Origin of the sequence: Achromobacter sp. Marseille-Q0513 (assembly GCF_018195695.1) — a bacterium.
Taxonomy (GTDB): Bacteria; Pseudomonadota; Gammaproteobacteria; order Burkholderiales; family Burkholderiaceae_B; genus Achromobacter.
The window spans coordinates 1-15,003 of the sequence record NZ_JAGTJY010000158.1; the positions used below are offsets into that span (position 1 = coordinate 1).

Below are 15,003 nucleotides of genomic sequence, written 5' to 3' on the forward strand. Positions count from 1 at the left end.
GTTCGGCGGCATGGCCAGCGCGGGCATGTCGGCGGGGAAGTGGAACAGCTCGCGCCGCGTGGGCGGGGCCCGGGAGCGCGCGGGCACGGGGACCGTTTCCGGGGGCGGGGGGGCGCGGCGCGGCGCGCCCAGGTAGGGCAGGCGCGCCAGCCAGCGCTCGATCATCGGGCCGAACGCGCCGGCCAGCCCGCGCGGGATGGTCAGCACCACGGCCACCAGGATCAGGCCGTAGATCAGCCCGTGCATGCCGTTGCCCACGCTGCTGAGCCAGCCGCGCGCCAGTTCGGCGATGGGCAGCACCAGGAAGGTGCCGGCGATGGGGCCGGCCACCGTGCCCAGCCCGCCGATCAGCGCGAACATGGCCACCTGCACCGACAGCTCCAGCGAGAAGGCCGAGCTGGGGTCGACGAAGGTCAGGTAGGTGATGTGGAAGGCGCCGACGATGCTGGTCAGCATGGCCGACACCACGGCGGCGATGATCTTCATGCGCACGGTGTGGATGCCCACGGCCAGCGCCGCGTCCTCGCGCTCGCGGATGGCGATCAGGTAGTGGCCGATGCGCGATTTGCGCATGTACCAGGACACCCAGGTCACCAGCGCGAACAGCGCGAAGGCGATCAGCACGTAGTTGGCCTTCTCGCGGAACACGATCCAGGTCCAGCCGATGTTCAGCGGCAGGCTGATGCCGCTGGAGCCGCCGGTCCAGCTTTCCTCGTGGATCACCAGCAGGCGCACCACCTCCAGGATGGCGATGGTCGCCAGCGCGAAGAAGGGGCCGCGCAGGCGCAGCGTGGGATAGCTGATCACGACGGCCACGGCCGCCGAGATCACGGCGCCGGCGAGCATGCCGAACCAGGGCGAGATGCCGAAGTTCTGCGTCAGCAGCGTGGCGGTGTAGCCGCCGATGCCGTAGAACACGGCGTGGCCCAGCGATAGCTGGCCGGCGTAGCCGCCGACGATGTTCCAGGCTACTGACAGGGCCGAGAACACGAACAGCAGCACGAACAGGTTGGTCCAGAACGGCGTGCCCAGCGCCAGCGGCGCGGCCAGCATGGCCAGCATCAGGATCAGGCCGACATAGCCCTTGGGGCTGCGTAGATCGGGGAACATGTTTTTTCTCCTTGTCGTTCCGTTCATTCCGTGCCGACGCCGAACAGGCCGGTCGGACGCAGGACGAGGATCAGCAGGAAGATCCCGAAATACACGACCTCCTTGAGGTCGGGCGCGACGTAGTAGCCGGCCAGCGTGTCGACGATGCCGATGATCATCGAGCCGGCCACGGCGCCGTACAGGCTGCCCAGCCCGCCCAGCACCACGATGACGAAGGCCGTCAGCACGAAGTACGTGCCCACGGTCGGGAACACCGGGTACTGCGGCGCCAGCAGGCCGGCGGCGATGCCGACGAAGGCCGTGCCCAGGCCGAACGCAATGGCGTAGACGTTGTTCACGTTCACGCCCATCAGCGTGGCGGCGTAGCGGTGCTGGGCCACGGCGCGCAGCGCGCGGCCCAGATAGGTGCGGTGCATGAACAGGTGCAGCAGCACCGCCAGGCTGATGCCCACCACGAAGGTGATGATCTGGCCGCTCACCATCGAGTAGCTGCCCACGTCGATGGCGCTGGTGCCCAGCTGTACCGGCGCGCGCAGCACGTTGGCGCCGAACAGCACCAGGGCCAGGTTCAGCAGAATGGTGGACACGCCCACCGTGGCGAAGATCTGGATGTGCTGGTCGGCGTTGAGCAGCGGCTGGATGATGCCCTTCTGCGTCAGCGCGCCCAGCGCGAACAGGATGACGGCGACCGGCGCCAGGCCCAGGTAGGGATGGACGCCGAACTGCGCGGCGATCAGGTAGACCAGGTACATGCCCACCATCAGGAACTCGCCGTGCGCGAAGTTGACCACGCGCACCACGCCGAAGATCAGCGTCAGCCCCAGGCTGATGATGGTGTACGCGCCGCCCAGCAACAGGCCGTTGATGACCAGTTGTATGAAGATATCCATGATGCAACCTCTAGTCGATGCACGGCCCCGGCCGGGCGACGGCGGGGCCGCGTGTGTCCGGCGGCCGGCGCGAGGAGCCCCCGCGGGCGGTCCTGGCGCCGGATGCCGGCTCGGCGTTTACTTGTTGAATACCGGCTTGCCGAGGGCGAGGTTGCTGGGCGCGATGGTGACCAGCTTGCCGTCCTGCCACTGCATCACGTAGAAGGTCGATGCGTTGTTCTGGCCGTCCTCGCCGAAGTCGAAGGCCCAGCCGTTGGCGGTCTGGCCCGCCGGCACCTTGTAGGCCAGCACCGCGGCGCGGATCTTGTCCTTGTCGGTGGACTTGGCCTTGGCGATGGCGTCGAAGAAGGCCTTGGCGCCCACGTAGTTGGTCAGGCTGTGGCCCGACTGCGGATCGCTCTTGTAGGTGGACTTGTAGGCTTCCAGGAACTTGTCCAGCCCCGGCGCGCCGGCCGGATTGATCGAGGACTGCGGGAAGTCCAGGTCGAACACGCCGTTCATGTCGGCGCCCACCGCCTTGGCGGTGTCGGCCAGCGAATAGCCGCCGCCCGCGCCGATCACGACCTTGGGCTTGAAGCCCGCGGCGCGTGCCTGGCTGAAGAACAGGATGGCGTCGTTCTGGTAGGCCGTTTGCAGCACCACGTCCACCTTGGCGCCCTTCAGGCGCAGGATGAGCGAGGACAGGTCCACCGTCTTGGCGGAATAGGGCAGCACCTCGGCCACCGTGTAGCCCAGCTCCTGCGCGCGCTTCTTCTCGGTGGCGGCCACGTCGGTGCCGTAGGGGCCGTCCTCGTGGATGATGCCGATCTTGATGTCCTTGGGGTTCAGCCCCATGCCCGGCGCGATGGTCTCGTGCAGCGCGTTGACCACGGACACGCCGTACAGCGCCGTGTTGGGATTGCTGCGGAACAGGTACTTGTAGCCGCGCGTGGTGATCTTGTGGGCGGTGGCGCCCAGCTCGAAGTAGGGCACGCCCGCCAGCTCGGTGACCGGCGAGGCGGCGTAGGAAATGCCGGACGCGTAGCTGCCGAACACGCCGATCACGTTGGACGAGATCAGGCGCTTGGTTTCAGACACGGCCTGGGTCGGGTCGACCGCGTCGGCCTTGATGATCTGGATCTTCTCGCCGTTGATGCCGCCCGCGGCGTTGATCTCGTTGACGGCCAGCTCCAGGCCGCGATAGCTCTCCTGCCCGAGCAGCGCCAGCGCGCCGCTGAATGGGAAGAGGGCCCCCACCTTCATGTCCGCCGCCGCGGTTCCGGTCGCCACCGCGCCGCACAGCCCCAAGGCCAGGACGAGTTTCTTGAACTTGTACATCTGCGCTCCTTTGTCGGTATGGGATGCGGACTGGCCGGTGCTGCGTCCGTCTTTTGAATATATGATATATGTGATATCGGGTCGTGAAACCTCGCCATGGATTCTAGTTGCGGTGCCAGGAGGACGAATCGGGGATTTCCCTCAAGCCGCATGAATAAAGCCTTTGCGGCCGATTCTGGCGCAACGACAGGCAAGATTGCGGGCTGCTTCAGCCTGCGAGCAAGCCCGTCCCCATTGGATTTTGGAATCCTATTTCGCGTAGTGAAAAAATATATCGTATATCACCGAGTGGCGTAGGCCATGTGAGAACCAGGAGGCAGCTAGCATGTTCGAAGAAGTCGATTTCGCTGGAAAGAAGGTCTTGATCACCGCGGGCGCCGACGGGCTGGGCCTGGAGATGGCCCGCGTGTTCCACCGCGCCGGCGCCCAGGTGTTCGTCTGCGACGTGAACGAGTCCCGGCTGGCCGCGCTGCCGTCCGAGCTGCCCGGCGTGCGTGCGTTGCGCGCCGACGTATCGGACGAGGACAGCGTGGCGGCCCTGTTTCAGGCCGTGGCGCGCGAGCTGGGCGGGCTGGACGTGCTGGTGAACAATGCCGGCGTGGCCGGCCCCACCGGCTTCGTCGAAACCTTGTCCAAGGCAGACTGGGACCGCACGCTGGCCGTCAACATCACCGGCCAGTTCCTGTGCGCGCGCCAGGCCATCCCGCTGCTCAAGGCGTCCAAGGCCGGCGTGATGATCAACCTGTCCTCGGCCGCCGGCCACCTGGGTTTTGCCGGCCGTTCGGTCTATTCGGCGTCGAAATGGGCGGTGATCGGCTTCACCAAGTCGCTGGCCATCGAGCTGGGCCCGCACGGCATCCGCGTCAACGCGATCCTGCCGGGCGCGGTGGAAGGGCCGCGCATCCGCGCCGTCATCGCCGCCAAGGCCGAGACGCTGGGCAAGCCGGTGGAAGAGATCGCCGCGCTCTACGAGAACCAGGCCGCGATGGGCCGCATGGTCACGGCGCGCGACATCGCCAACATGGTGCTGTTCAACGCCAGCGAGGCGGCGCGCAGCGTCAGCGGCCAGGCCATCGTGGTGGACGGTTTCACGCAGAAGCTCTATTGATGGGATGAGGCCCGCCGGCGCCGAAGATCGCGGCGCCGGTTTGTCGATCACGCGACAGGCAAAGGCAGGAATGCGCGGCGCGCAAGACTGCGTGGTACGCGCTCGCGACCATCGCGCCCAGGCGCGGCGCGCGTTTCAGGCGGCCGGTCTCAGGCGGCCGGGCTCAGGCGGCCGGGCTCAGGCGCGCCGTCGCAGCGCGGCGGCCAGCTCGGCCACCGACAGCGTCCGGTCGAAGTTGGCCGCGTGGCGCGCGTTCAAGGTCAGCGCGGCGGCGGTTTCCAGCTCCGCGTCCGTCGGCGCCGTGGCGCCCAGCTCGCGCAGGCTGACGGGCAGGCCCACTTGCGCGTACCAGCTCGTCAGCGCGGCCAGCATGCCGTCGTCGCGCGCTTCCAGATCCAGTTGCACCAGCAGTCCCAGCGCCACCTGCATGCCGTGGGCCGAGGTGGCCAGGCCGGCGATGCGGGGCAGGCCGCGCGTGAGCGCGTGGGCGATGGACAGGCCGCCGCTTTCAAAGCCCAGCCCGCTCAGCAGGATCATGGCCTCGACCGCGCGCTCGAAGGCGGGCGTGGGCCGGCCGCTGCCGGCCACGGCCAGCGCCTGGGCGCCGTCTTCCAGCAGGATGCGCAGGCAGCCCTCGGCCAGCAACTGCGCGGCCAGCGGCGGCTTACCGCCATACATATTGGCGCCGCCGTGGCGCCGGCATTGCTCGGCCTCGAACTTCTTGGACACGGCGTCGCCCAGCCCGGCGCGGAAGAAGGCGGCCGGCGCGCTGGCGATGATGGTGGTGTCCACCAGCACGATGGTGGGGTTGAACAGCATGTGCTCGACCGCCAGCAGGTTGTGGTCGGCGTCGTAGAGCACGTAGTTCTTGCTGGTGGGGGCGTCGTTCGACGCCGCGGTCGGCACGGTGATCAGGTGGCAGTGCAGCGAGCGCGCCACCGCCTTGCCGGCGTCCAGCGCCTTGCCGCCGCCCACCGCGACGACCATGTCGGCGTCGAGCCTGCCGGCCTGCGCGCGCAGCGCTTCGATGGTCTCGGGCGTCAGGTCGCCTTCGACGATCAGCGGCATTGCCCGCACCTGGCTGGCGGCGCACAGCGCTTGGACGCGCGCGCCCAGGATGGCATGCATGGGGCCGTCGATCACCAGCGCGGCGCGGCGGCCGAAGAGGGCGGCCTGCTCGCCCAGGGTGTCCAGTGCGTCGGGGCCCTGTATGTAGCGGCCGGGAGCGCCGAAGATCGTCAGCATGCGGTTTCCTATTTGCGTGGGGCGGGCGGGCGGTAGTCCATTTCCTTCTCGCGCTCGACCAGCCAGTCGATCATGATCTTGCCGCCCCAGACCAGGTCGGCCTGGATGGCGCGGGCGGCGGCCTCGGAGTCGCGCGCCTCCAGCGCGGCCAGCACGGCCCCGTGGCGGTGCTCGTCCTGCGTGTAGTCGATGCCGGCCGTCTTGACGTGGAAGACCTTCAGGATGGGGCCGGTGATGACCCAGAACGACTCCACCGTGTTGCGCAGGATGGGCTTGTTGCTGGCTTCGAGGATGCCGAAATGGAACTTGCGGTTCAGGTAGCTGGCCCGCTTGGGATCGCTGGCCGTGTAGGACAGGAATTCCTGTTGCAGCGCGATCAGGTTGTCGAGCTGCTTGCGGGTGATGTTCTTGGCGGCTTCGGCCGCGCCCATGCCTTCAAGATGGAAGCGGATCTGCTGGATCTCGCGCAGCTTCTCGGAATTCACATAGGGCACGTAGACCGCGGTGGCGGCCTGCATTTCCAGGCCCTGTTCGCTGATGAGCCGGAAGATGGCCTCGCGCACGGGCGTGATGGACACGCCCATTTCCTGGGCCAGCTCGCCGATGATCAGGCGTTCGCCAGGCTCGTACTGCCCGTTGATCAGGGCGTTGCGGATTTCGTTGTAGACCCTGACGGACAGGTTCTCTTTCTTGACCGGTTTAAGGCTGGGCATGGCGGTTGCGGCGTGCGTATGGGAAGGAACGGGTGAATCCGGAACGAATTCTAGCCCGGCATAGCCAATTCGAGCGCGATGGGTATATTATATATGATATATCTAAAAACGGCAGGAGACGCCATGCCCCAGGACCTGGAAATGCCCACCCAGGACGAGCTTCGGATGCTGCGGGACAAGGCCCGTCACATCCGGCTCGAAACCATCCGCCTGATCGAAATCGCCAAGGTCGGCCACTACAGCTCGGTCTTTTCCTGCGCCGAGATCTTCGCCGCGCTGTACTACGGCGTGATGCGGCTACGGCCGGGCGAGCCCGCCTGGCCGGACCGCGACCGCTTCCTCATGGGCAAGGGGCATGCCGCCGTCGGCCTGTTCCCGGTGCTGGCCGACCATGATTTCTTTCCGCGCGACTGGCTGGATGACTACACCCGCCTGGGCAGCCCGCTGGGCGACCATCCCGACATGAGCAAGGTGCCGGGCGTGGACTTCAGCTCCGGCTCCATCGGCCACGCGCTGTCCAACGGCGCCGGCATGGCGGTCGGCGCGCGCCTGGGACAGCGCGATTTCCGCGTCTTCGTCATGCTGGGCGACGGCGAGATGCAGGAAGGGCAGGTCTGGGAAGCGGCGCTGTTCGCCGCCCATCACCGGCTGTCCAACCTGATCGCCATCGTCGACCGCAACGGCTACCAGCTCGATGGCCGGGTCGACGACGTGATCGGCGTGGAATCGCTGGCCGACAAGTGGCGCGCCTTCGGCTGGGAGGTGCACGAGGTCGACGGCCACGACCTGTCCGCGCTGACCGCGCTGCTGCGCCGGCTGCGCGCGGACGGCGTGCGCGAGCGGCCCGCTTGCGTGATCGCCCGTACGGTCAAGGGCAAGGGCGTGTCCCATATGGAAACCGAACCCGGCTGGCACCTGGGCTACCTGGCCCCGTCCGATGCCGATGCCGCCGTCGCCGAAATCCTGTCCCGCGAGATCTGAACCGCCATGCCGCAATCCCAGCAGCACACCCGGCCACACGCCTTGGCGCCGTCCGCGCCGCGCTCCCCCGATTCCTGGCAGTACCGCGCGCTCAACGCGGTCACGCCCGGCCTGTCCTATCTGTCCGACGCGCTCATCGATCTGACGCGCGCCGGCCATCCCGTCGTGGCCGGCTCGGCCGACCTGCAATACTCGAACGGCCTGAACCGCTACGCGTCCGCCTTTCCCGAACGCTATGTGCAGTTCGGCATCTCGGAACAGAACATGGTCTCGGCCGCCGCCGGCATGGCCACCACGGGGCTGATGCCCTTCGTCGCCACCTTCGCGTCCTTCCTGGGCCTGCTGTGTTGCGAGCAGATCCGCATGGACGTGGCCTATACCCGGCTGCCGGTGCGCCTGATCGGCCATCACACCGGCATCAGCCTGGGCTTCTACGGCACCTCGCACCATGCCACCGAAGACATCTCCACCACGCGCGCCATCGCCGGGCTGACCGTGGTGTCGCCGGCCGACGGCCCGCAGCTGGCCTCGGCCATCAAGGCCAGCGTCGACTGGCCCGAGCCCATCTACTTCCGCATCGGCCGAGGCCGCGATCCGCAGGTCTACGCCGATGGCGCGCCGTTCCAGTTCGGCCGCGCCATCACGCACGCGCTGGGCGGCGACCTGAACATCATCGCCTGCGGCATCGCCGTGCACGCGGCGCTGCAGGCCGCCGAACGGCTGCGCGAGGCCGGCCTGTCGGTCGGCGTGATCGACATGCCCACCATCAAGCCGCTGGACCGCGACGCGGTGCTGGCCGCGGCCGGCGCCGCCGGCCGCATGCTGACGGTGGAAGAGCACAATGTGATGGGCGGGCTGGGCTCGGCCGTGGCCGAAGTGCTGGCCGACGGCGGCCTGGGCGTGCGCCTGCGCCGCCACGGCATCCATGACGAATACAGCCTGATCGCGCCGCCCACCGCGCTGTACGCCCATTACCGGCTGGACGCCGACGGCATCGCCGCCGTGGCGCGCGAGCTGCTGGAACAGAAATAGTCTCGGAGCACACCATGAAGGAAATCAGCGGCCATACCCGGCTGTTCGGCATCCTGGCCGACCCCATCCACCACGTGAAGACGCCGCAGCGCATGAACGAGCACTTCGCGCGCCTGGGCTTCGACGGCGTGTGCGTGCCGTTCCACGCGCGCCCGGCGGAGCTGGCGCAGGTCGTGCAGGGGCTGCGGCAGTTGCAGAACCTGGGCGGCTTCATCGTCACCATGCCGCACAAGACGGCCATCCTGGACCTGGTCGACGAGGCCACGCCGGTGGCGCGCAAGATCGGCGCGGCCAACGTGGTGCGGCGCGACGCCGACGGCAGGCTGACGGCGCACATGCTGGACGGCGAGGGTTTCGTCGGCGGCCTGCTCGAAGCCGGCGTGGACCCGAAGGGCAGGAGCGCCTACCTGGCCGGCGCCGGCGGCGCGGCCAACGCCATCGGCTTCGCGCTGGCGCAGGCCGGCGTGGCGCGGCTGACCATCGCCAATCGCACGACGGCCAAGGCCGAGGACCTGAAGGCGCGCATCCTGTCGCTGCTGCCGGATGCCCGCATCGACATCGGCACGGCGGATCCGTCCGGCCACGACCTGGTCGTCAACGGCACCTCGCTGGGCATGCGCGACGCGGATCCGCTGCCGCTGGACGCCGGCCGCCTGACGCCGGACCAGCTGGTGTGCGAGGTCATCATGCAGCCGCGCGACACGGCGCTGCTGCAAGCGGCGGCGGCGCGCGGCTGCCGCATCCACCATGGCGCGCCCATGCTGGCCTGCCAGATCGCGCTGATGGCCGAGATGATGGGCGTGCGGGCCTGAGCAGATGGGCGATTACGATTTCATCATCGCCGGCGGCGGCACCGCCGGCTGCATCCTGGCCAACCGCCTGAGCGCCAACGGCAAGTACCGCGTGCTGATGCTGGAGGCCGGCCACGAGGCCCGCAGCCCCTGGATCGGCATTCCCGCGGGCTTTTCCAAGCTGCTGGTCGATCCCGACTACAACTGGCGCTTCTCCACCGAGCCCGAGGACAACGTGCACGGCCGCCGCATCGCCGTGCCGCGCGGCAAGGGCGTGGGCGGCTCGACCCTGATCAACGGCATGATCTACGTGCGCGGCCAGCCGGCGGACTACGACGGCTGGGAGGCGGCCGGCGCGGCGGGCTGGAACTGGGCCCAGGCCGAACGCCTGTTCCGCAAGATCGAAGCCTATGAAAAAGGCGGCGCGGGGCGCGGCCATGACGGCCCCATGCGCCTGCACGAAGTCTCGGAACGCTACCCGGTGGCCGAGGCCTTCCTGAAGGCCGCGCAGCAGGACGGCCAGCCGCTCAATCCCGATTACAACGCCGGCAGCCAGGAAGGCGTGGGCTACTACCAGGTGCTGCAGCACCGGGGGCGACGCTGGAGCGTGGTGGACGGCTACCTGAAACCGGCCTCGGGCCGGCCCAACCTGACCGTCGAGTGCGGCGCGCGCATCACGCGGCTGCTGTTCGAGGGCAGGCGCTGCGTCGGCCTGGCCTATCGCGGCAAGGACGGCGAGCATGTGGTGCGCGCGCGTCGCGAAACGCTGCTGTGCCTGGGCGCGGTGCAATCGCCGCAGCTGCTGGAGCTGTCGGGCGTGGGCGATCCCGCGCTGCTGGCCCGGCTCGGCATCCCGCTGGCGCACGCGCTGCCGCAAGTGGGCGAGAACTATATCGACCACTACGCCACGCGCATGAACTGGCGCGTGAAGAACACGGTGACGCTGAACGAGATGTCGCGCGGCTGGCGGCTGGCGCGCCAGGTGGCGCGCTACGCGCTGTCGCGCCAGGGCATCCTGACGCTGGGCACGGGGCTGGCGCACGGCTTCGTCAAGAGCGCGCCGCAGCTCGCGCTGCCCGACGTGCAATTCTTCTTCGTGCACGCCAGCTATGCCAACGCGGCCGAGCGCATCCTGGACCGCTTTCCCGGCATGACCATCGGCGTGGCGCAGCTGCGGCCCGAATCGGTGGGCTCGATCCATGCGGTGTCGGCCGATCCGCTGGCCGCGCCCGCCATCCGCCCCAACTTCCTGGCGGCGCGGATCGACCGCGACAGCCTGGTCGGCGGCATGCGGGCGGCGCGCCGCATCGTCTCGCGGCCGGCCCTGCAGCCCTTCGTGGCGGCCGAGCTGAGTCCGGGCAAGGACGTGCAGAGCGACGACGAATGGCTGGACTTCGCGCGCCAGAACGGCCAGACCATCTATCACCCGATCGGCACCTGCCGCATGGGCGCGGACGCGGATGCCGTGACGGATTCCCGGCTGCGCGTGAACGGGCTGGACGGCCTGCGGGTGGTGGACGCCTCGGTCATGCCGAGGATGGTGTCCGGCAATACCCAGGCCGCCGTGATGATGGTGGCCGAACGCGGCGCCGAGCTGATCCTGGAGGACGCGGCGCGGGCGGGCTGAGCCGTCCGCGCCGGCGGCCTACCAGTAGTACTTGGCCGTGGCCATGACGGTGCGTCCGTTGCCGTACATGCAGACGGAATAGGATTGGCAGCCGCTCACGTACTTGCGGTCGAACAGGTTGCTGGCGTTCAGCGCGAAGCGCCAGTTCGGCATCTCGTAGTGCAGGCCGGCGTCATAGACGGTGTAGCTGGGCACCTTCAGCGAGTTGTCCGACGCGCCGGCCGCCGAGCTCTGGTAGCGCACGCCCGCGCCCAGGCCGAAGCCTTCCAGCGCGCCCGTGCGCCAGGTCCAGTCGGCCCACAGCGAGGCCATCTGGCGCGGACGCGGAATGTCCACCGGCCACTTGCCCTGGGTCTCGTCGTTGGCCTTGGTGTTCTTGACGTTCTGGAACACATAGGCGCCGACGATCGACAGCTCGGGCGTCAGCTTGCCCACCGCGCTCAGCTCGATGCCTTGCGAGCGCACCTCGCCGGCCTGCACCGAGGTGGTGCCGGTGGGGTCGTCCAGATTGGGCGTCAACACATTGGTCTGCTTGATCTGGTAGACCGCCGCGTTCAGCGTCAGGTTCTCGCCGTCGGGCTGCCAGCGCAGGCCGGCCTCGATCTGCTTGCCCTTGGTGGGCGCGGCCCAGTCGCCGCTGGCCAGGCGCGTGTTGCCCACCGGATTGAACGAGGTCGAGTAGCTGATGTAGGGCGACAGGCCGTAGTCGCCCAGATAGGTCAGGCCGACGCGGCCGCTGAAGGCCTGGTCCAGCTGCGACGAGCGGGTATCGGCCTCGCGGTCGGTCTGCCTGGTGCGGGCCCAATCCTTGCGGCCGCCCAGCGTGAGCACCCAGCGCTCGAACTTGATCTGGTCCTGCAGGTACAGGCCGACCATGTTCATGGTGGTGTAGGTGTCGGTGCGGGGGAACGCGTCGGGGCCGTAGAACAGCGAGTGGTCGATCCCGCTGTAGGCGGGGTTGTACAGGTTCAGCGACGGCGCCAGCGCCAGCATTTCGCTGTCGGTGGTGGACTGGCGGTTGTATTCCAGGCCGGCCAGCAGGGTGTGCTGCAGCCCGCCGGTGCGGAATTTGGCCTCGGCCTGGTTGTCGATGTCGAAGCGGCTGTAGTTGAACTGGAAGATGCCGGCGTAGCGGCTGATCGACGCCATGGTCGGATCGCTGGCGTCCAGCCCGCCGCCCCAGACCGAGCGGTTGTTCAGCTGCGAGTGCATCAGGCGCACGTTCTGGCGCAGCGTCCAGGTCGAGTCGGGCTTGTGCTCGAAGGCATAGCCCAGCGACCACTGCTTCTTGCGGTAGTAGTTGAAGTCCGGCTCGCCGGTGTACACATCGCGCGAGATGCGGCCGTTGGGATTGTGCAGCACCATGCCCTGGGCCGGCAGGAAGTTGCTGGCGATGTCGCTGCGGTCGTCCAGGTAGGTGGCCGACAGCGTCAGCGACGTCGCCGCGCTGGGCTGCCAGCGCAGCGACGGGGCGAAGGCGACGCGGCCGTCCTTGTTGGGGCCGGTCTGCGAATTGCCGTCGCGGCCCACGCCGATCAGGCGGTAGGACAGCGTGCCGTCGCTGTTGGCGGTGTCGCCGATGTCGAACGCCAGCTGCTTGCGCGCGTAGTTGCCGACCTGGACCTCGATCTCGCGGATGCGGTCGCCGTTGGCCAGCTTGCTCTGCACGTCGACGATGGCGCCGGGATCGCCCTGGCCGTACAGCACCGAGGTCGGCCCGCGCAGCACCGTGATGCTGTCGATGGTGTAGGGCTCGACGCGCCAGCTGGCCAGGTTCAGGGTCTTGGGCACCTGCAGGCCGTCCACGTAGGCCGTGGGCGTGAAGCCGCGCAGCACCGAATACCAGTCCGAGCGGTTTTCCGAGCCGTAGCTGGAAAAGCCCGGAATGTAGCGCAGCGCCTGGTTGATGTCGGTCGCGCCGGTCATCTCCATCTGCTGCGCGGTGACCACGTTGATGGTCTGCGGGATCTCGTTGAGCGGCGTGTCGGTCTTGGTGCCGGTGCGGCTGCGGCGCGCGACCAGGCCCTCGACGGCTTCGCCGCGGCCGTCGCCATACACCGGCACGGCGGACAGCGTCGCGGTTTCGGCGGGCGCGGGCGCGATGACGGCGGGGTTGCCTTCGATGCGGGCCGCCAGGCCGGAACCGGCCAGCAGGCGGTCCAGCGCCTGCTGCGCGGTCAGCGAGCCCGAGACGGCGGGCGCCTTGAGGTCGCGCACCGCTTCCGGCAGGAAATAGACCTGCAGCCGGGTCTGCTGGCCGAATTGCAGCAGCGCCTTGTCCAGCGGCTGGGCCGCGATGCTGATCTTGACGGGCGCGGCGCCCTGCGCCTGGACGGCGTGCGGCGCGGCGGCGAATGCCAGCGCCATGGACAGGGCGAGTGCGTTGAGCGCGGCGGGAATGGGAGCGCCACGGCGCGGGGCGCGGGCGGAAAGGCGGGCGTCGGGTCTGGTCACGATTTACGTTCGTTCTGGGGCCATGCAGGCCGGCTGGCCGTCAGGGCGGGGGCTGGCGGCGGCAACTGCCGCCGTTATTAGGTATGAGCGGGCAGAACGAAAAACCCGGAATAATTCTCATATCAAATTAGAAACAAGATGTATCTTCGCCAACCAACCAACCAACCAACCAACCAGCCCGTCAGCGTGGATGCCCGGCGCTCGCTTGAGCGTCCATCCCCGATGCCGGCGTCGGGCGGACGGCGCGGCGCAGCCGCTCAGCGCGCCAGCAGGTCGGCGCCGCCGTCGGCGCGGGGCTGGACCCTCAGCGGCACCAGGGCCGGCAGGGCCTTGAGGAAGGCGCCGGTGTCGTCCACGTCGAAGACGCCGGAGATGCGCACGCGGGCCAGCGCGGGCGCGACCTGGATGGCTTGTGCGCGGTAGCGGTTGATTTCCCGGGCCACCTCGGCCAGCGGCGTGTCGTTGAACACCGCCTTGCCCTGGCGCCAGGCGGTCAGCGTGGCCACGTCCACCGGCTGGATGCGCACCGTCTCGCCGCCGCCGGCCATGCGCACGCCGTAGCCGGCCGGCAGCTTGACGCGCTGTCCGTTCCACCACGGGCCGGCAATGACCTCGACCGAGCCGGATTCCACCGCGACCGCCATCTGGCCGCCGTCGTGGCGGACGTTGAAACGCGTGCCGGTCACGCGCACGCGGCCGATCTCGGTGTCGACGATGAAGGGATGGGACGCGTCCGGCGACACCTCCAGCATGATCTCGCCGCCGGGGAGCAGGGTGACCCGCCGCTCGGAACGCGTGTAGCGCACCTCGGCCTGCGTGCCGGTATTCAAGGTGAGGACGGAGCCGTCCTCCAGGTCGACGCGGCGCCGCTCGCCGCGCGCCGTGGCGTAGCGCTGGCAGCGTCGAGGCGGGCCACCAGCCGGGCGAGGCCAGGCCCACGGCGGCGGCGGCGCAGGCGCTGGCGCCCAGGCCCCAGGCCAGCCGGCGGCGGCCCGGCGAGAAACGGCGCTCCGGTGCCGCCGGCCGCAGCAGCGGGCGCAGCTTGTGGTCGGGCACGGCCCGCGTCAGCGCCCAGGTGTCCAGCATTTCGCGGTAGGCGCGTTCATGCGCGGGATCGGCGCGGCGCCAGGCGTCGAACTCGATCCGCTCGGCGGCCGACATCAGGCCGCCGCTGTCGCGGGCGAACCAGTAGGCCGCCGCGTCCAGCGGATCGGCCGGCGGGCGGCGGGCGTCAGAGGTGTCCATGATGCGTGTCCGGGAACATGGGTGAAATCGCGGCGGTTCCGCGCGGGCGGGACGGCGGGTCGGCGTGGTCCTTCATGTCATTGGGAGAACGGGCGCAGCCGCGCATGCAGGTGCCGCATGGTGCGCGTCAGGTATTTTTCCACACTGCTGTTCGACAGGCCGAGCTGGGCCGCGATTTCCGCGACGCTGCGGCCTTCCAGGCGGTGCCAGGCGAACACGGCCGCGCAGGGCTGCGGCAGCTCGGCCAGCGCCTCCATCAGCGCGCGCGACAGCTGGGCGGTGCGCACGTTGGCCTCGGGATCCTCGTGGGCGGGATGCTCGTCCTCGGCCAGGTCGTGCAGCGGCACGGCGGCCTCGCGCTGCTGCCGGTGGTGGCGGCTGATCAGCCCGTGATGGATGCTGCGGTGCAGGTAGGCGCGGGGATTGCGGATGGCGGACACGTCGCCCTCCAGCATATTGGCGATGGCATCGTGCGCGGAGTCCTCGACAT

At 69.0% G+C, this 15,003-nt stretch carries 12 protein-coding genes and 1 pseudogene; 5 read left to right on the forward strand and 8 right to left on the reverse strand.

The features are described 5' to 3' along the window. The 3 genes from KDH83_RS23950 to KDH83_RS23960 all read right to left on the reverse strand — a co-directional run. Positions 1-1,110, reverse strand: a 1,110-nt coding sequence (locus KDH83_RS23950; protein WP_249205309.1) for a branched-chain amino acid ABC transporter permease, incomplete at its 3' end; no start/stop codon positions are given. Positions 1,111-1,133: 23 nt separating this feature from the next. After that, positions 1,134-2,000: a branched-chain amino acid ABC transporter permease gene (locus KDH83_RS23955; protein ID WP_103275673.1), complete on the reverse strand. Its 867-nt coding sequence runs from the start codon at positions 1,998-2,000 to the stop codon at positions 1,134-1,136. 117 nt (positions 2,001-2,117) lie between these two features. Then, positions 2,118-3,317, reverse strand: a complete 1,200-nt coding sequence (locus tag KDH83_RS23960; RefSeq protein WP_212320523.1) for an ABC transporter substrate-binding protein — start codon at positions 3,315-3,317, stop codon at positions 2,118-2,120. A 325-nt stretch (positions 3,318-3,642) separates the two neighbouring features. Between KDH83_RS23960 and KDH83_RS23965 the strand changes: the two genes are divergently transcribed. Further along, positions 3,643-4,425 (forward strand): SDR family oxidoreductase, encoded by a 783-nt coding sequence (locus KDH83_RS23965; protein WP_212320525.1) that lies wholly within the window; start codon positions 3,643-3,645, stop codon positions 4,423-4,425. A 177-nt stretch (positions 4,426-4,602) separates the two neighbouring features. Here KDH83_RS23965 and KDH83_RS23970 read toward each other — a convergent pair whose 3' ends face one another. Both KDH83_RS23970 and KDH83_RS23975 read right to left on the reverse strand, forming a co-directional pair. Beyond that, positions 4,603-5,670 (reverse strand): glycerol dehydrogenase, encoded by a 1,068-nt coding sequence (locus tag KDH83_RS23970; RefSeq protein WP_212320527.1) that lies wholly within the window; start codon positions 5,668-5,670, stop codon positions 4,603-4,605. Between the two features lie 8 nt (positions 5,671-5,678). Continuing rightward, a complete protein-coding gene (locus KDH83_RS23975) occupies positions 5,679-6,383 on the reverse strand; it encodes a GntR family transcriptional regulator (protein ID WP_212320529.1) in 705 nt (234 codons plus the stop codon). Positions 6,384-6,548: 165 nt separating this feature from the next. Between KDH83_RS23975 and KDH83_RS23980 the strand changes: the two genes are divergently transcribed. The 4 genes from KDH83_RS23980 to KDH83_RS23995 are packed head-to-tail and all read left to right on the forward strand — an operon-like array spanning position 6,549 to position 10,814. Then, positions 6,549-7,364: a transketolase gene (locus KDH83_RS23980; protein WP_212320535.1), complete on the forward strand. Its 816-nt coding sequence runs from the start codon at positions 6,549-6,551 to the stop codon at positions 7,362-7,364. Positions 7,365-7,370: 6 nt separating this feature from the next. Next, positions 7,371-8,396, forward strand: coding sequence for a transketolase C-terminal domain-containing protein (locus KDH83_RS23985; protein WP_212320531.1), 1,026 nt, complete (start codon positions 7,371-7,373; stop codon positions 8,394-8,396). A gap of 14 nt (positions 8,397-8,410) precedes the next feature. Continuing rightward, positions 8,411-9,208 (forward strand): shikimate dehydrogenase, encoded by a 798-nt coding sequence (locus KDH83_RS23990; RefSeq protein WP_212320532.1) that lies wholly within the window; start codon positions 8,411-8,413, stop codon positions 9,206-9,208. A gap of 4 nt (positions 9,209-9,212) precedes the next feature. Next, entirely contained in the window at positions 9,213-10,814 is a 1,602-nt protein-coding gene (locus KDH83_RS23995; RefSeq protein ID WP_212320533.1) for a GMC family oxidoreductase N-terminal domain-containing protein, read from the forward strand. Positions 10,815-10,832: 18 nt separating this feature from the next. Here KDH83_RS23995 and KDH83_RS24000 read toward each other — a convergent pair whose 3' ends face one another. The 3 genes and pseudogenes from KDH83_RS24000 to KDH83_RS24015 all read right to left on the reverse strand — a co-directional run. After that, entirely contained in the window at positions 10,833-13,181 is a 2,349-nt protein-coding gene (locus tag KDH83_RS24000) for a TonB-dependent siderophore receptor (RefSeq protein WP_249205310.1), read from the reverse strand. A gap of 344 nt (positions 13,182-13,525) precedes the next feature. Further along, a pseudogene (locus tag KDH83_RS24005) lies at positions 13,526-14,149 on the reverse strand (FecR domain-containing protein); the annotation flags it as partial. A gap of 441 nt (positions 14,150-14,590) precedes the next feature. Continuing rightward, on the reverse strand, positions 14,591-15,003 hold a 413-nt coding region (locus KDH83_RS24015), incomplete at its 5' end, for a sigma-70 family RNA polymerase sigma factor (RefSeq protein ID WP_212320534.1).